The organism is Pseudomonas sp. SM4 (genome assembly GCF_051913165.1).
Taxonomy (GTDB): domain Bacteria; phylum Pseudomonadota; class Gammaproteobacteria; order Pseudomonadales; family Pseudomonadaceae; genus Aquipseudomonas.
Map to the genome: position 1 here is coordinate 239,483 of NZ_JBODOE010000008.1, position 16,370 is coordinate 255,852.

13 protein-coding genes are annotated in these 16,370 nt (G+C 61.4%); 7 read left to right on the plus strand and 6 right to left on the minus strand.

Annotation, left to right across the window (positions count from 1 at the left end):
• Positions 1-41: 41 nt before the first annotated feature.
• The 6 genes from ACQ4MY_RS17190 to pilG all read right to left on the minus strand — a co-directional run bounded on the left by ACQ4MY_RS17190 (position 42) and on the right by pilG (position 9,986).
• Positions 42-512 (minus strand): chemotaxis protein CheW, encoded by a 471-nt coding sequence (locus tag ACQ4MY_RS17190; RefSeq protein WP_283438483.1) that lies wholly within the window; start codon positions 510-512, stop codon positions 42-44.
• Complete coding sequence (locus ACQ4MY_RS17195) at positions 505-6,402, minus strand: Hpt domain-containing protein (protein WP_440095926.1); 5,898 nt, start codon at positions 6,400-6,402, stop codon at positions 505-507. The genes ACQ4MY_RS17190 and ACQ4MY_RS17195 overlap by 8 nt, the downstream gene beginning before the upstream one ends.
• Positions 6,403-6,413: 11 nt before the next feature.
• Positions 6,414-8,462: a methyl-accepting chemotaxis protein gene (locus tag ACQ4MY_RS17200; RefSeq protein WP_053124698.1), complete on the minus strand. Its 2,049-nt coding sequence runs from the start codon at positions 8,460-8,462 to the stop codon at positions 6,414-6,416.
• 143 nt (positions 8,463-8,605) lie between these two features.
• On the minus strand, positions 8,606-9,145 hold the full coding sequence (locus ACQ4MY_RS17205; protein WP_007913675.1) for a chemotaxis protein CheW: 540 nt from the start codon (positions 9,143-9,145) through the stop codon (positions 8,606-8,608).
• A 10-nt stretch (positions 9,146-9,155) separates the two neighbouring features.
• Positions 9,156-9,521, minus strand: a complete 366-nt coding sequence (gene pilH, locus ACQ4MY_RS17210; protein WP_053124759.1) for a twitching motility response regulator PilH — start codon at positions 9,519-9,521, stop codon at positions 9,156-9,158.
• A gap of 60 nt (positions 9,522-9,581) precedes the next feature.
• Positions 9,582-9,986 carry a twitching motility response regulator PilG gene (pilG, locus tag ACQ4MY_RS17215; protein WP_007913673.1) on the minus strand — a complete coding sequence of 135 codons (405 nt, stop codon included), beginning with the start codon at positions 9,984-9,986 and terminating at the stop codon, positions 9,582-9,584.
• Positions 9,987-10,211: 225 nt separating this feature from the next.
• Between pilG and gshB the strand changes: the two genes are divergently transcribed.
• From gshB to ACQ4MY_RS17250, 7 genes are all read left to right on the plus strand, one after another.
• On the plus strand, positions 10,212-11,183 hold the full coding sequence (gene gshB / locus ACQ4MY_RS17220) for a glutathione synthase (protein ID WP_122604418.1): 972 nt from the start codon (positions 10,212-10,214) through the stop codon (positions 11,181-11,183).
• 107 nt (positions 11,184-11,290) lie between these two features.
• Positions 11,291-12,190 (plus strand): energy transducer TonB, encoded by a 900-nt coding sequence (locus tag ACQ4MY_RS17225; protein ID WP_008077848.1) that lies wholly within the window; start codon positions 11,291-11,293, stop codon positions 12,188-12,190.
• Positions 12,191-12,430: 240 nt separating this feature from the next.
• A complete protein-coding gene (locus tag ACQ4MY_RS17230; RefSeq protein WP_440095928.1) occupies positions 12,431-13,003 on the plus strand; it encodes a YqgE/AlgH family protein in 573 nt (190 codons plus the stop codon).
• Positions 13,003-13,440, plus strand: a complete 438-nt coding sequence (ruvX, locus tag ACQ4MY_RS17235; RefSeq protein ID WP_008077844.1) for a Holliday junction resolvase RuvX — start codon at positions 13,003-13,005, stop codon at positions 13,438-13,440. The genes ACQ4MY_RS17230 and ruvX overlap by 1 nt, the downstream gene beginning before the upstream one ends.
• Before the next feature lie 81 nt (positions 13,441-13,521).
• On the plus strand, positions 13,522-14,028 hold the full coding sequence (pyrR, locus tag ACQ4MY_RS17240) for a bifunctional pyr operon transcriptional regulator/uracil phosphoribosyltransferase PyrR (protein WP_008077843.1): 507 nt from the start codon (positions 13,522-13,524) through the stop codon (positions 14,026-14,028).
• 27 nt (positions 14,029-14,055) lie between these two features.
• Entirely contained in the window at positions 14,056-15,060 is a 1,005-nt protein-coding gene (locus ACQ4MY_RS17245) for an aspartate carbamoyltransferase catalytic subunit (RefSeq protein WP_007913665.1), read from the plus strand.
• Positions 15,057-16,328, plus strand: coding sequence for a dihydroorotase (locus tag ACQ4MY_RS17250; protein ID WP_440095929.1), 1,272 nt, complete (start codon positions 15,057-15,059; stop codon positions 16,326-16,328). Before ACQ4MY_RS17245 ends, ACQ4MY_RS17250 begins: the two co-directional genes overlap by 4 nt.
• The last annotated feature ends 42 nt before the right edge of the window (positions 16,329-16,370 follow it).

The window sequence follows — 16,370 nt, forward strand, 5'->3', positions numbered from 1 at the left end:
TTGCCAGCGATCAGGCCAGTCAGAGCAACACGAATTCTGCATCAGTGGACCAGCCCAGCATCCACCAACAACTTCTCCAACCCCAACAAATCCGGCACCTTCGCCACCTGCTCCCCGACCTGCACCGCCGCCTGCTCCAACGCACACAACGGCACATCGACATAACTCAACTGACTGTCGAGCTTGTAAGAGCGCGGAATCCCCTGCACCAGCAGCGCAATGAACTTCAACTCCGGCAATCCACCCAGCGCATTGAGAATCACGATCCGCGCGCGCTCGCCAATGACAATTTTCTGCCCGCACGCCGACTCGAAACTCAGGAGCGGAATCTGCCGCTCACGCCACTTCACTCGCCCCAGATACCACGGCGGCGTATCCAGATCGAAAGCGCTGGCTTGGTAATCGATCAATTCAGCAACAGCGACGTTAGGCAGGATCAAATTGCGATCCGCCAGCGGCAGCAATAGCCCGGTCAGTTGACTGGTGCGCTGATTATGCCGGCGCTCATGCATGTTTCTTGCTCCACTGGGCAATGCTTTCAAGCAGCACCGACTCTTGATACGGCTTGCCGAGGTAGTCGTTGACGCCAATCGCCATCGCGCGGTCGCGGTGTTTTTGGCCGGTGCGTGAGGTGATCATGATGATCGGCAGGTGTTGCAGGCGCTCGTCGTTGCGCACCTGGGTGGCGACTTCGAAGCCGTCCATGCGCGGCATTTCGATGTCGAGCAGCATCAGGTCGGGCATGTGCTCTTCGAGCAGCAGCATGGCGTCGACTCCGTCCTTGGCGGTCAGCACGTTCATGCCGTGACGTTCGAGCAAGCGGCTGGTGACCTTGCGCACGGTGACCGAGTCGTCGACTACCATCACCAGTAGCGGCTTGTGCGGTTCGCTATCGATCTCCGGCAGCGTTGGTGTCTGCGCAATCCGTGCCTGCATCGCCCGAATCGGCGCGAGCAAATCAAGAATCAGCACCACCCGGCCATCGCCGAGAATCGTCGCCCCGGACACGCCCTGCACCGCCGCGAATTGCGCACCGAGGCTCTTGACCACGATCTCGCGGGTGCCGGCCATGGTGTCGACCTGCACGGCGATGCGCCGGTCGTTGTAATGCACCAGCAGCACCGGCAACGGCAGGTTCTGCCCCAGCAGTTTCGGTCGTGGCGCGGTTTTCAGCAGTTCGCCGAGGTAGCACAGCTCATAGGTCTGGCCGCCGTATTGGTAGCGCGGCGGATCAACACGGAAGTGCGCTTCCAGATCATTCGGCAACACGCGAACAATGCCTTCGATGGTGTTCAGCGGAATCGCGTATTGATCCTCGCCACACTGCACCATCAGCGCACGGTTGACCGACACGGTGAAAGGCAGACGAATGCGGAAATGCACGCCCTGCCCCGGCACCGAATCAATGCTCATGCTGCCGCCGAGCTGCCGCACCTCTTCATGCACCACGTCCATGCCGACGCCGCGCCCGGAAATCTGCGTAATCTTTTCCGCTGTGGAAAACCCCGGTTGAAGGATGAACTGCAACACGTCGCGGTCGCTGATCTCGGCTTCCGGCGCGAGCATGCCGCGCTTGATTGCCTTCTTGCGCACCGCTTCCAACGGCACGCCGGCACCGTCGTCGCGAATGTCGAAAACAATGTCGCCGCCCTCGCGGGACAGGTCGAGGCTGATCTGCCCTTGCGCCGGTTTACCCGCCGCCAGCCGCACTTCGGCGGACTCCAGACCGTGGTCGACGGCGTTGCGCAGCATGTGTTCCAGCGGCGCCGCCATACGCTCCAGCACGTTGCGATCCATCTCGCCTTCAGCGTTGCCGACGACAAACGCGACGTCTTTGTTCAGCTCTTCGGCGACCTGGCGGACGATGCGTTTCAAGCGCGGCAACATGCGCTCGAACGGCACCATGCGCGTACGCATCAGGCCCTCCTGCAATTCGGTGTTGATGCGGCCCTGTTGCTGCAACAGGTTCTCGGCGTCGTGGTTGCGGCGGTCGAGGGTTTCCTTGAGGTCGAGCAAGTCGGATGCCGATTCGAACAGCGCCCGCGACAATTGCTGCAATTGCGAATGGCGGTCCATTTCCAGCGGGTCGAACTCTTCGTAACCGAGGCGTTCGGCGTCGACTTGCTGGCGGCTGAGAATCCGCCCTTGGGTTTCCGTGTCGAGGCGGCGCAGCTGATCGCGCATGCGCTCGATCGTGGTTTCCATCTCGTTCAGGGCGATCTGTGCGTCGTTGACCTGCTGTTCAATACGGCCACGGAAGATCGAGGTTTCCCCGGCCAGATTGACCAACTCGTCGAGCAGTTCGGCGGAGACTTTGACCATGTCCGCGCCAGCCTCGGCAGCCGGCGGTGCCGCGTCAGTCTTGACCTGCACAGGTGGCACTGGCGGCTTTACTACCGTTACCGGATGACTGAAATTCTGGATCGCATTGATCAACCGATCCGCCGGCGGGCACGGTTGCCCGGCGCGCACGCCATCGAGCATTTGCGCCAAGCGATCATGCCCACGCTGCACCAGCGCAAACAGTTCCGCCGACGGCTGCAAAGCGCCGCTGGAAAGACTTTCGTAAAGGTATTCCAGCTCATGCGCGAGGTCGCCGATCGGGCCGATCTCGACCATCCGCGCGCCACCCTTGAGCGTGTGCAGATCGCGCAGCAGGGTTTCCACTTCCTGACGATTGCCCGGCTCGGCCTGCCAGCGCAGCAGCGCGGCGCCGGAATTTTCGATGATGTCGAAACCTTCTTCGAGGAAGATTTCCAGCAGCTCCGGGTCGTGACCGGCGCTGTCGTGCTCGGTTATTGCTGGCGGCGTTTCGGCAACGTTTTGGCCTTGGCGGACCTGACGGATCGTTTCGATCAGTTCCTGTGCCGGCGTCAGCGGCTGATGGTTTTGCAACTGATCAAGCAACAGCGCCAAGCGGTCATGGCTCTTGAGCAGCAAGCGCCCCAGGCTTTCGCTGTAGTGATAGCGACGATCAACCAGACCTTCGTAAAGGCTTTCCAGCTCCTGTGCCAGATCGCCGATGGCCTCGACTTCGGCCATCCGCGCGCCACCCTTGAGCGTATGCAAATCGCGCTGCAACGAGGACAGCGGCGCAACGTTGTCCGGGTCGCTCAGCCAGCGCTGCAAGGCTTGGCCGGAACTGTCGAGAATGTCCACGGCCTCTTCAAGGAAGATCTCGACAATCTCGTCATCGGGTTCAAGCGCCGTTGCCTTTTGCTGCAACTCAGCGGTGGCGCTGCCCAGTTCACGGATGCTCAGGGTGCGGCTGCCGTCGCTGCGAATCAGGCCCATCGACGACGGGTCGAGGCTTTCATCGAGCAGATCATGCAACGCGCGGATTCGCTCAGGCTGCGGGGTGACTTCCTGGCCGGCAGCCAGTTCGTCGAGCATGTTGATCAGCGCTTCGTGGGCATTTTGTGCTTCGTGAAAAAACCGCTCGCTGACCGCCAGACTGCTTTCTTCGACGGCGCCGTAAAGATCGAGCAAAGCCTCGCACAACACATCGACCGGCAGCAGATCGGCGAGGTGCGCGCCCTCGCCCAGCGTGGTCAATTCATCGAGCAGCGCGCTGAGTTCCTGACGCTCGCCGGGGTGCTGCTGCCAGCGCTGCAACAGGCTTTCGGCGTCGAGGAGGATGTCCATGCCTTGGGCGAGAAAGTTGTTGATCAGTTGCGGGGCGCGCTTGATCCGCAGGCCGGTGTTCGGCGCATCGAGGATCGACGCCAACCGCTCGGCCAGCAGTTCATCGGTGCGCTTGATCAGCGACTGCGCGCCGACAATCGGCGCCAGCGGATCGTGTTTGAGCTGACGCAAACCGACGCGAAACAAGCCATCGGCTTCAAGGAGCAATTCCACTTCATCCAGATCCAGCGGCAACTGGTGCGCCTTGAATTCGCGAGCCAGTTGATCGAGCGGCGCCGCCAGTTCGGCAATCGGCAACACGCCGGCCATCGACGCGCTGCCCTTGAGCGTGTGCAAGGCGCGCTGCAATTCGTCGCTGGCCTGCAGTGGTACATGCTCGGCGGCTTGATCGAGGAAACGGTTGAGGCTGGCGAGGTGGGTTTCCGCTTCGTTGCGGAAGATCTCCAGCAACAGTGGGTCGAGCGCCGCGACATCGTCGACGTCTTCAGCGGCCATCGGCTCGTCACCCTTAGCCAAGGCGTGCGCGCGGACGGCGAGTTGATCGACATCGCTGCGCTGACGCTGGCGGTTGATGGCAAATTCGCTGATCAGTTCCGGCAGCAACAGCACCGTGTCGGTCAGCAGTTGCTGGACGACCGAGCCGGGTTCGACGCTTTGTTCGAGCACGCGATTGAGCAGGTTTTCCACCGACCAGGCCAGCTCACCGAGGATCAACGCGCGCACCATGCGCCCGCTGCCCTTCAAGGTGTGGAAGGCGCGACGCAGTTCAGTCAGCGCATCGCGATCCTGCGGATTGGCAGCCCAGCGCGGCAGGTATTCGTGGAGGACTTCGAGGACTTCATCGGTCTCTTCGAGGAACACTTCGCGCAGCTCATCGTCGACCGGTTCTTCATCGGCCGGCGGCGGCATCAGGCTGCCGGGGGTGATCAGCGCCGGCGGATTGAGCGCTGACACCGGGCTGGCCAACACGTCGGCCAGCGACTGCACGATGTCCGGATCGTCGAGTGCTTGCATGTCCTGCATCACCAGCGCTTCGCTGGGGGAGAGCACGTCCTCGAGCACGGGAACATGCGGCTCATTTGGAAAGAACCCCAGACTGGCGAGGGATTTATGCGCGACATCCAGCAGGTGTTCGCCCGGTGCCTGCGGGTCGTCGCTCAAGCGTTCAAGGTAATACTCAAGGCTGCTGATGACATCGGCCAGATGATCCAGTTGTTCCCAACCCGGTTCGTGCGGATCGAGCAGCAAATGTTCGCGGATAAAACCGTTGCAGGCCTCAACCAGACTCGCCGCGCGGTTCAGCGGAATCATCGCCAGTGCACCACGCACTTGAGTCAGCAGCGCCGGCAACGGTTGCAGGTGTTGGCGATCCCAATCGGCGTCGATGTAGTCGACGATCATGTCCTTGGCCTGTTGCAGGCAGATGCGCGCTTCCTTGATGACGATCTGATGGATCTGCGTCAGGTCGGTGGTCGGCAGGCGCGCGTCTTCCGGGCTTTCCGGCTCGACGGTGCCGACCATCCCGGCCAGCGTCGCCTCGACGTAGAGCAAGGCGCCGGCGACGTCCATCAGGATCGCGTCGTTCGGTTCGCGCTGGCCCTGGGCAAGGCTCAGCACCACCGCCAATTGATCGATGATGACTTTGCGCGGCTGACCGAATCCGAGCACGGCGAGGGTGTCGGCGATTTGTCGCAGCGGCGCGAGCAGGCTTTCCAGATCCGAAGTGTGCTGGCGGTCGCTGCGCACGAACAGGTCGAGGCGCTCCTTGACTCGCACCAGCTCTTCGCACAATGCCGCCAGCACCGAACGCATCGCGTCGCGGTCGGGGCCAGCGAGGCGTGCGCGTTCTTCATCGACCATCGCGCTGTCGGGCAGCGCGTCGTCCAGGGAGTAGCGATCTTTCATGGTCAGCATCTGCCCGGTGGGATGTTCGGCTTTGGCAATATAGAACAACAGGCTTTTCAGCAGCTCCGGCGGTGGCGGCTGGTTGAGGCCGGCCATGCCTTGATCGAGCAGACGCTTTAGCTCTTTGTCGGCGTCCTTGAACAGGCTGCGCAGCGCCGGGCTGTTGGCGATCACGCCTTCGCGCATGCCTTCGACCAGCGCCGAGGCGACTTGCCACAATGGACTCAGCGGTGTGTCGCCGCTTAACGCTTCGAGGCGAGTAAAGACTTTCGCCAGATAACCGAGGTGGGTCTGGTCGTCCTGTTCACGCAGCAAGCCGACCAAGGCCATTTGCAGTGTCTGCCGGAGTTTGCGCAGCACGTTGGGCAACTCTGGCGGTTCCAGCAGCGCCAAGGCCTCTGCGCTCAGCGGCGGCAGCTCGGGCAATTGCGGGCTGAACAGGCTGGTTTCTGACAATAGGCTTTCGCCCCGGGCGCTGCGCAGATCGTTGATCAGCGGCAGCACCACCAGCGGTAAATCACGCCGGGCGCTTTGCACGCGGTCGAGGTAGATCGGCAATTGTCCGAGCGCTTGCAGCAACAAATGCAGCGCTTCGTCGCGATGGCTGACGCGCTCTTGCTGCAGGGCTTCGACCAGATGTTCCATCTCTTCGGCGAGCAAGGCTGCACCGTAGAACTCGACCATCTGCAGGCTGCCGTGCACCTGATGGATGTAATCCAGGCACTCGTCCAGCCCCGGAAAAGCCTGCGGATCATCGAGCACGGCTTCAATCGCCTGATGCGCCTGTTTCAGCGTTTCGGCAATTTCGCCTTTGACCCATTCGAGGGCCACATAGTCGTGCCGATCACCCATAACCACTCCACTCACGCTTTGTCTTTCGCCGCCGGCAAGGTGAATCCGGACACCGAGCGCCGCAGCTGGCTGGCCATTTTCGTCAGGTTGCCGATGCTCTCAGCGGTGGCGGTGGAGCCGGACGAGGTCTGCGAGGTGATCTGCTGGATCACATTCATTGTCAGGGAAATCTGCCCGGCCGACGTCGTCTGCTGCTGCGCCGCGTTGGAGATGCTTTGAATCAGCGCCGCGAGGGTTTTCGACACGCCTTCGATTTCTTCCAGGGCCACACCGGCATCCTGCGCCAGTCGCGCGCCGCGCACCACTTCGGTGGTGGTTTGTTCCATGGAAATAACGGCTTCGTTGGTATCGGTCTGAATCGCCCGCACCAGGGTTTCGATCTGCCGAGTGGCGGCGGACGAGCGCTCGGCCAACCGTTGCACTTCGTCGGCAACCACGGCAAAACCGCGCCCGGCATCACCGGCCATCGACGCTTGAATCGCGGCGTTGAGGGCGAGGATGTTGGTCTGGTCGGCGATGTCATCGATCAGGCTGACGATATCGCCGATTTCCTGCGACGACTCGCCGAGACGCTTGATGCGCTTGGCGGTGTCCTGGATCTGCTCGCGAATGTTGTCCATGCCGTGGATGGTGTTGTGCACCACCTCGTTGCCCTTGTTGGCGATCTCCACGGAACGCTCGGCTACCGCCGAAGACTCGGCGGCGTTGGCCGAGACCTGATCGATGGATTCAGCCATGTCGCTGATCGCCGTCGAGGCTTCGGAAATCTGCTGGGCCTGATGCTCCGAGGCTTGCGCCAGGTGCATGGCGGTGGCTTGGGTTTCCTGCACGGCGGCGGCGACCTGGCCAGCGGTGAGGTTGATGGTGGCGACCAGATCGCGCAGTTGGTCGACGGAATAGTTGATCGAGTCGGCGATGGTGCCGGTGAAGTCTTCGGTCACCGAGGCGGTTACGGTGAGGTCGCCATCGGCAAGGTCTTCGATTTCGTCGAGCAGGCGCATGATCGCGTTCTGGTTGCGCTCATTCTTCTCGGCGGTCTCGCGCAGTTGCCGGTTGGTTTCGCGCACCATGACCATGCCGATCAGGATGATCGAGGCCAGTGCCAGCAAACCGAGGACGTAGCCGCCGATGGTGTCGGTGTTGCGCCCGCCCGCGAGGTTTTCAAAACCGGTGGCCAGGTGCGAGGCTTCGTCGAGCAGAGTTTGCGAGAGGCTGAAGATATTGCTCGCCGATTCGCGAACCTTGAACAGCTCGGGCGAGGTTTCGAGGATTTCATCGACGGAACCGGAGACGAATTGGAACAGCTCGGAGATTTCACTCAAACGCGCGCGGGCGTCGCGGTCTTCGACCTGAGTGATTTTCAGCGTCGGGTTGCCTTGCAGCATGCCATTGAGCACTTGGCCGAAACGGGTAGCGTCGCGGCCAAAGGCATCGGCGGCTTGCTGCGAGTTTTCGTCACCGGCGAGCACGGTGTTGACCGCGCCGAGGATGCGCTCGGCCAGCAGCGATTGACGCTGGGCCATCGCTACTTGTGCAGCCGGGGCACCACGCTGAAGGAGGATTTCGACGACTTTTTCGTATTCGATCTGCAACTGCGGCACGGTTTCGGCCAGGGTCGCGGCGACTTGATGCAGCGACAATACGGTCTGTTCGCTGGAGAGAATCGCGTCGGTGTTTTTCAGCAGACGTTCCCAGTCCAGCTGCACGGCGCGCATTTCCGGGCGCACGGTGGCGGGGGCTGGCGGCAGGCCGGTGACCGGGTCGCCCTTCTTCAGGTAACCCCAGCGCAGGGCGAAATCGTTGCGCGCATCGCTGAGCAACTTGAACGCCGCAGCCTTGCCGGCGGCGGCTTCGGTGGCGTTTTTGGCGATGCGTTGCGAGAGCACGCGCAGCTCACCGGCGTGGCCGATGTACTGTTTGTCGTAGTTCGCCTGGGTGTTGAGGTAAGCGAAGTTGGCGAACAGCAGCATGATGAACACGATCAGTGCGATGAACAGCACGATGATCTGCGAGCGACTGCGCGATCCTTCCGCCGGCTTGCCTGTTTTTGCTTTTATCATCGGTCCTCGCCTTGGGAACGGTTCACTTACCCTGTAGGAGCTGAGCTTGCTCGCGAAAGCGGTGGGTCAGCCAACATTGATTGCGCCTGACACGCCCTCTTCGCGAGCAAGCTCGGCTCCTACAAGGGACGGTGTTGAATCTGTTATATCGCGACGCTCATGAACACCGGGGATTTCGCCAGCGCGAACAGGCTGAACACCCGCCAGTTCTGCTCGCGCCGAAAATAGCCTTTGACGAACTCGGCCTTGGAGCCCTGGCGCTTGCTGATCGAGATCGGTTCGAAGCTGTCCTGCTCGAAATGCTGCAGACCAATAACCTCATCGACCATCAGCCCGGCAAACACGTCCCCATGCTCCACCACCAACACCCGCCGCTGTTTGCGCAGCGGCGACAGTTCATGCCCGAAGAAACCACACAAATCCATGATCGGCAGCAACCGTCCGCGCAGATTAGCCACACCCTTGACCCACGGCTTGACCCCGGGCAACTGGGTGAAGCGCGGTTCGTGCAGCACTTCGCTGACTTCGCCCATCGGCGCCACATACCAGTGTTCGCCGAGGCGAAAGCCGATGCCGCTCCAGCGATCCTGGCGCGCCGGTTGCGACGGCAAGTCCGCCGCCAGCAAGCGGCAGCGCTGATCGATCTGCCAGAGCAGTTCGAACGCGGTCAGCGATTCGCTCATGGTTGCGCGATCAGCCTTTGAGTACGTTGTTCAGGGTCTTGATCAGGGTGTCTTCGTCGACCGGTTTGGTCAGGTAGTCCTTGGCGCCCTGACGAGTGCCCCAGACCTTGTCGGTTTCCTGATCCTTGGTGGTGATGATGATCACCGGGATGTGCGTGGTGTCGGCATCCTTGGTCAGCTGACGGGTTGCCTGGAAACCGTTGAGGCCGGGCATGACGATGTCCATCAGTACCGCGTCAGGTTTTTCCTGCCGGGCCAAGGCCACGCCGTCCGCGCCGTTTTCGGCCTTCAACACTTCATGGCCGTGCTTTTCCAGCATGCCGGTGAGTTTGTACATTTCAGTCGGCGAATCATCGACGATCAGGATACGTGCCATGGTTTTCCCCATTTTTCTTGTCGACGCCCGGCCCGCTGACCGCGCGTCTCTGTACGTGTCTTACTGCGGCAAAACGGCGGCAAAGCCCGGAACATGGGCCTGAATCGCGTTGAGCAGTTCTTCCTTGCTGAAAGGCTTGGTCAAAAATTGATCAGAACCGACAATCCGCCCCTTGGCCTTGTCGAACAGCCCGTCGCGCGACGACAGCATGATCACCGGCGTGGCCTTGAACGCACTGTTGTTCTTGATTAAAGCGCAGGTCTGATAACCATCCAGACGCGGCATCATGATGTCGACAAAAATGATTCCGGGATGGTTGTCGGCGATCTTCGCCAAAGCGTCGAAACCGTCGATCGCCGTAATCACTTCGCACCCGACATTCTTCAACAATGTTTCGGCGGTGCGACGAATCGTTTTCGAGTCGTCGATCACCATGACCTTCAAGGCGCTGGACTGCTGTTCCATAAGAGGGCTCTACCGTCGCCTTTGCGAATCAAATTGTCCGTTTTGCGATGAGTAATGGCTGGAAACCCTTGATGCTCAAGGGCCAGCACGGCTTGGCAGCCTTTTTAGCACAGTCTCCAGATGCAATCTATCGACGGGTTTTTCCTTGACCGAAAACCCGCCCGGCGCCACTCTGGCGGCACTTTTTCAATACCGATCCGGTAGCCAATTTTCGAGGAAAACCCAATGAGCGTTCGCGTCGGGATTGTCATGGACCCTATCGCCAGCATCTCCTATAAAAAGGATAGCTCGCTGGCCATGCTGCTGGCCGCGCAGAAGCGTGGCTGGGAACTGTTCTATATGGAACAGCGCGACCTGTATCAGGGCGAAGGTCAGGCACGGGCGCGCATGAAGCCGCTGAAAGTCTTCGCCAACCCGGAAAAATGGTTCGAACTGGACGCCGAGCAGGACAACCTGCTGAGCGATCTGGACGTGATCCTGATGCGCAAGGATCCGCCGTTCGACATGGAGTTCGTCTACTCCACCTACCTGCTTGAACAGGCTGAAACCGCCGGCGTACTGGTGGTGAACAAGCCGCAGAGCCTGCGCGACTGCAATGAAAAGCTGTTCGCCACGCTGTTCCCGCAGTGCACGCCGCCGACCATCGTCAGCCGCCGCGCCGACGTGCTGCGTGAATTCGCCGCGAAACACGGCGACGTGATCCTCAAGCCGCTGGACGGCATGGGCGGCACCTCGATCTTCCGTCACCGTGCGGGCGATCCGAACCTGTCGGTAATTCTCGAAACCCTGACCGCCCTCGGTGGCCAGCAGATCATGGGCCAGGCTTACCTGCCGGCGATCAAGGACGGCGACAAACGCATCCTGATGATCGACGGCGAGCCGGTGGATTACTGCCTGGCGCGGATTCCGGCGCAGGGCGAAACCCGTGGCAACCTCGCGGCCGGTGGTCGTGGTGAAGCGCGTCCGCTGACTGAAAAGGATCGCTGGATCGCCGCTCAGGTCGGCCCGACCCTGCGTGAGAAAGGCCTGCTGTTCGTCGGCCTCGATGTGATCGGCGAAAGCCTCACCGAAATCAACGTCACCAGCCCGACCTGCATCCGTGAAATCGACAATGCCTTCGGCACTGACATTGGCGGCATGCTCATGGATGCCATCGCCAAGAAGCTGCAAGCCGCCGGCAAATTGCCACAAGCTTGATGCACGTCACATGCAGTCTGTCGCTTGAAGCGTGAAGCCCAAGGCGTGAAACCAACATTGCGTTATCATGCGCAGCCTCTGAAAAGCGCGATGTTGGTTTTCTTGTCATGACCCTCCCGTCCGATCTGCCCGCAGAACTCGCCCACCGTGGCGTGCGCCCGGCCGATCGCCTCGGATTTACCCTGTTTCTCGCAGCGCTGATCCATTTGGCGCTGCTGCTTGGCGTCGGCTTCACGATGGTCGAGCCCAAGCAAATCAGCAAAACCCTGGAAATCACCCTCGCCACCTTCAAGAGCGAAAAGAAGCCGGAGAAGGCTGACTTTCTTGCTCAGGAGCATCAGGAAGGCAGCGGCACGCTGGACAAGAAGGCGATCCCCAAGACCACTGAGGTGGCGCCGTTCCAGGACAATCAGGTCAAGAAAGTCACCCCGCCACCGGCCGCCAAACCAGAAGTGCAGGAAGCCGCGCCCAAGGCTGCGGTGACCACCGTCGCGCCAAAGCCGAAAAAGGCGCCAACCAAGAAAGAAGAAACCAAGACCGAGGTCAAACCGACGGTTGATGCGCCGGAATTCGACAGCTCGCAGCTGTCCAGCGACATCGCCAGCCTCGAAGCCGAACTGGCCAAGGAACAACAGCTGTACGCCAAACGTCCGCGCATCCACCGCTTGAGCGCGGCGTCGACCATGCGCGACAAGGGTGCCTGGTACAAAGATGACTGGCGCAAGAAGGTCGAGCGCATCGGCAACCTCAATTACCCCGAAGAAGCGCGGCGCAAGCAGATCTACGGCAATTTGCGCCTGATGGTGTCGATCAACCGCGACGGTTCGCTGTATGAAGTGCTGGTGCTGGAATCGTCCGGCCAGCCGCTGCTGGATCAGGCGGCGCAGCGCATTGTTCGACTGGCGGCACCGTTTGCGCCGTTTACCGGCGATTTGTCGGATATCGACCGCCTGGAAATCATCCGCACCTGGAAATTTGCTCGCGGTGACAAACTCTCCAGCAACTGAATATTTCAGTGACGACGAGATTCATTGTGGCGAGGGGATTTATCCCCGATGGGGCGCGCAGCGGCCCTGAATCCATTGACATGACCTGCCTGACACATCGTGCGTGATGGTTTTGCGACTGCTTCGCAGCCGATCGGGGATAAATCCCCTCGCCACAAAGCCAGGTTCCAACAAGGGATCTATGTTGTTGTCAGCATCTCCAGCTTGTCAGTTTGCCCCCCGAACGCCACACTAGCGCACATGAAAAACGTCAGCCCCAGCTACCTCAAGCATCAATTCCTGATCGCCATGCCACACATGGCCGACCCGAACTTTGCCCATACCTTGACCTACATCGTCGAGCACACGGCCAATGGCGCGATGGGGATTGTGGTCAATCGACCGCAAGAGCTGAATCTGGCCGACATTCTCGAGCAACTGCGCCCGGACATCGACCCGCCAGCACTGTGCCAGCACGTACCGATTTTTATCGGCGGCCCTGTGCAGACTGATCGCGGTTTCGTTCTGCATCCGGCGGGCAAGACCTTCCAGGCCACTGCGCAACTGGACGGCGATCTGGCCCTGTCGACCTCGCAGGATGTGCTGTTCGCCATCGCGGACGGCGTTGGCCCGGCGAAAAGCCTGATTGCCCTCGGTTACGCCGGTTGGGAAGCCGGGCAACTGGAAGCGGAAATGGCCGACAACGCCTGGCTGACCTGCCCTTACAACGCCGACATCCTCTTCAACACCAGCAGCGAGCTGCGTCTTGAAGCGGCGGCCAGGCACTTGGGGATCAACCTCAGCCTGCTGACCAGCCAGGCAGGTCACGCCTGATGGCCCTGCGCCTGATTCTCGGCTTTGACTACGGCACCAAACAGATCGGCGTCGCGGTCGGCCAGGTGATTACCGGCCAGGCTCGCGAGCTGTGCACCTTGAAGGCACAGAACGGCGTGCCGGACTGGAACCAGGTCGAAGCCCTTATAAAAGAATGGAAACCCGACGCTGTCGTCGTCGGCCTGCCGCTGAACATGGACGGCACACCCAGCGAAATGTGCCTGCGCGCGGAAAAATTCGCCCGCCGCCTCAACGGCCGCTTCAACGTGCCTTTCTATACCCACGACGAGCGCCTGACCACCTTCGAGGCCAAAGGCGAGCGCCTGGTGCGCGGCGGCCAGAAAGGCAGTTACCGCGACAACCCGGTGGACGCCATCGCCGCCGCTCTGCTGTTGCAGGGCTGGCTCGATGAAAACACTGCATTGTTTGAATCCTGACAAGCGCTTCGGCGCTTTTCTTTTGAGTGAAAAACCGAGTCGCGTCCAAGGACGCCGACTCGCCCCCAACAAGGAGCAACCATGAGCCTGCCAAATCCCGCCGATCTGATCAGCCAGATGGCGACCCGCCTCAAGGCGCACCTTGCCCAGCGTGAAATCACTGAACCGCGTTATATCGGCATTCGCACCGGCGGCATCTGGGTTGCACAGGCCTTGCTCAAGGAATTGGGCAGCGACGCGCCACTGGGCACGCTGGATGTTTCCTTCTACCGCGACGACTTCAGCCAGAACGGCCTGCACCCGCAAGTGCGCCCGTCCGCCCTGCCCTTCGAGATCGAAGGCCAGCATCTGGTGCTGATCGACGACGTACTGATGAGCGGCCGCACCATCCGCGCCGCCATGAATGAATTGTTCGACTACGGTCGCCCGGCCAGCGTGACCCTGGTCTGCCTGCTGGACCTCGACGCCGGCGAGCTGCCGATCCGCCCCAACGTGGTCGGCGCGACCTTGTCGCTGGCGGCTCACGAACGGGTAAAGCTGTCCGGCCCCGAGCCGTTGACGCTCGAACTGCAAGACCTGTCCCTTTAATCCGCCCTATTGAGAGTCCCCTTCGCGATGACGCCTCTAGATACCAAGCGCCCGCTGCAGCTCAATGATCAGGGCCAGCTGCGCCACTTCCTCTCGCTCGACGGCCTGCGCCGCGAGTTGTTGACGGAAATCCTCGACACTGCCGACTCGTTCCTCGAAGTCGGTGCCCGGGCGGTGAAGAAAGTCCCGTTGCTGCGCGGCAAGACCGTGTGCAACGTGTTCTTCGAAAACTCCACGCGCACCCGCACCACCTTCGAACTGGCGGCCCAGCGGTTGTCGGCGGACGTGATCACCCTGAACGTGTCGACCTCGTCGGCAAGCAAGGGCGAAACCCTGCTCGATACCCTGCGCAACCTTGAAGCCATGGCCGCCGACATGTTCGTCGTGCGCCACGGTGATTCCGGTGCCGCGCACTTCATCGCCGAACACGTTTGCCCGCAAGTGGCGATCATCAACGGCGGCGACGGCCGTCACGCGCACCCGACGCAAGGCATGCTCGACATGCTCACCATCCGTCGGCACAAGGGCGGCTTCGAAAACCTCTCGGTGGCCATCGTCGGCGACATCCTGCACTCGCGGGTCGCGCGCTCGAACATGCTCGCGCTGAAAACCCTCGGTTGCCCGGACATCCGCGTGATCGCGCCGAAAACCCTGCTGCCGATCGGCATCGAGCAATACGGCGTGAAGGTTTACACCGACATGACCGAAGGCCTGAAGGACGTCGATGTGGTAATCATGCTGCGCCTGCAGCGTGAACGCATGACCGGCGGCCTGCTGCCGAGCGAAGGCGAGTTCTACCGCCTGTTCGGCCTGACCACCGCGCGCCTGGCCGGGGCCAAACCCGATTGCATCGTCATGCACCCGGGGCCGATCAACCGCGGCGTGGAGATCGAGTCCGCAGTGGCCGACGGCCCGCACTCGGTGATCCTCAATCAGGTCACCTACGGCATCGCAATTCGTATGGCTGTGCTGTCCATGGCCATGAGCGGACAAACCGCGCAGCGTCAATTCGAGCAGGAGAACGCCCAGTGAAGCTCAGCATTCTCGGCGCACGCGTCATCGATCCAAGCAGCGGCCTGGATCAAGTCACCGACATTCACGTTGAAGCCTGCAAGATCGTCGCCCTCGGCGCCGCTCCAGCGGGTTTCACGGCAGTGGAAACCATCGACGCCCAAGGCCTTGTCGCCGCTCCGGGCCTCGTTGATCTGAACGTTGCCCTGCGCGAGCCGGGCTATAGCCGCAAAGGCTCGATCATCAGCGAAACCCGCGCCGCCGCTGCTGGCGGTGTGACCAGCCTGTGCTGCCCGCCGAAAACCAAACCGGTGCTCGACACCTCCGCTGTCGCCGAGCTGATCCTCGACCGCGCCCGTGAGGCCGGCAACACCAAGGTGTTCCCTATTGGCGCGCTGAGCAAAGGTCTGGATGGCGAGCAACTGGCTGAACTGGTGGCGTTGCGCGACGCTGGTTGTGTGGCGTTCGGCAACGGTCTGGAGAGCTTCCGCAATACGCGCACCCTGTGCCGGGCGCTGGAATATGCGGCGACGTTTGATCTAACGGTGATTTTCAACTCGCAGGATCATGACTTGGCCGAGGGCGGTCTCGCCCACGAAGGCGCAGTGGCCAGCTTCCTCGGTCTGCCGGGGATTCCGGAAACCGCTGAGACTGTGGCCTTGGCTCGCGACCTGCTACTGGTCGAGCAGACTGGCGTGCGCGCGCACTTCAGCCAGTTGACCAGCGCGCGCGGCGTTGCCCTGATCGCTCAGGCGCAGGCCCGTGGTTTGAAGGTGACGGCGGACGTGGCGTTGTATCAGTTGATTCTGACCGACGAAGCGCTGATCGACTTCAGCAGCCTGTACCACGTGCAACCGCCGCTGCGTACGCGCGCGGATCGCGATGGTTTGCGTGCGGCAGTGAAGTCCGGGGTGATCTCGGCGATTTCCAGCCATCACCAGCCACACGAACGTGACGCCAAACTGGCACCGTTCGGCGCGACCGAGCCGGGCATCAGCAGTGTTGAGTTGTTGCTGCCATTGGCGATGACGCTGGTGGAGGATGGTTTGCTGGATCTGCCGACGTTGCTGGCGCGTTTGAGCGCTGGCCCGGCCGAGGCGTTGCGTTTGCCGGCGGGCAAGCTGGCGGTGGGCGGTGCGGCGGATATCGTGCTGTTCGACCCGCAGGCTTCGACGGTGGCCGGTGAGAACTGGTTGTCGAAGGGTGAGAACTGCCCGTTCATTGGGCATACGCTGCCAGGCGTGGTTCGTTACACCTTGGTGGATGGCCGGATCAGCCACCAGGCTTGATACCAAGGGATATTGTGGCGAGGGGATTTATCCCCGCTCGGC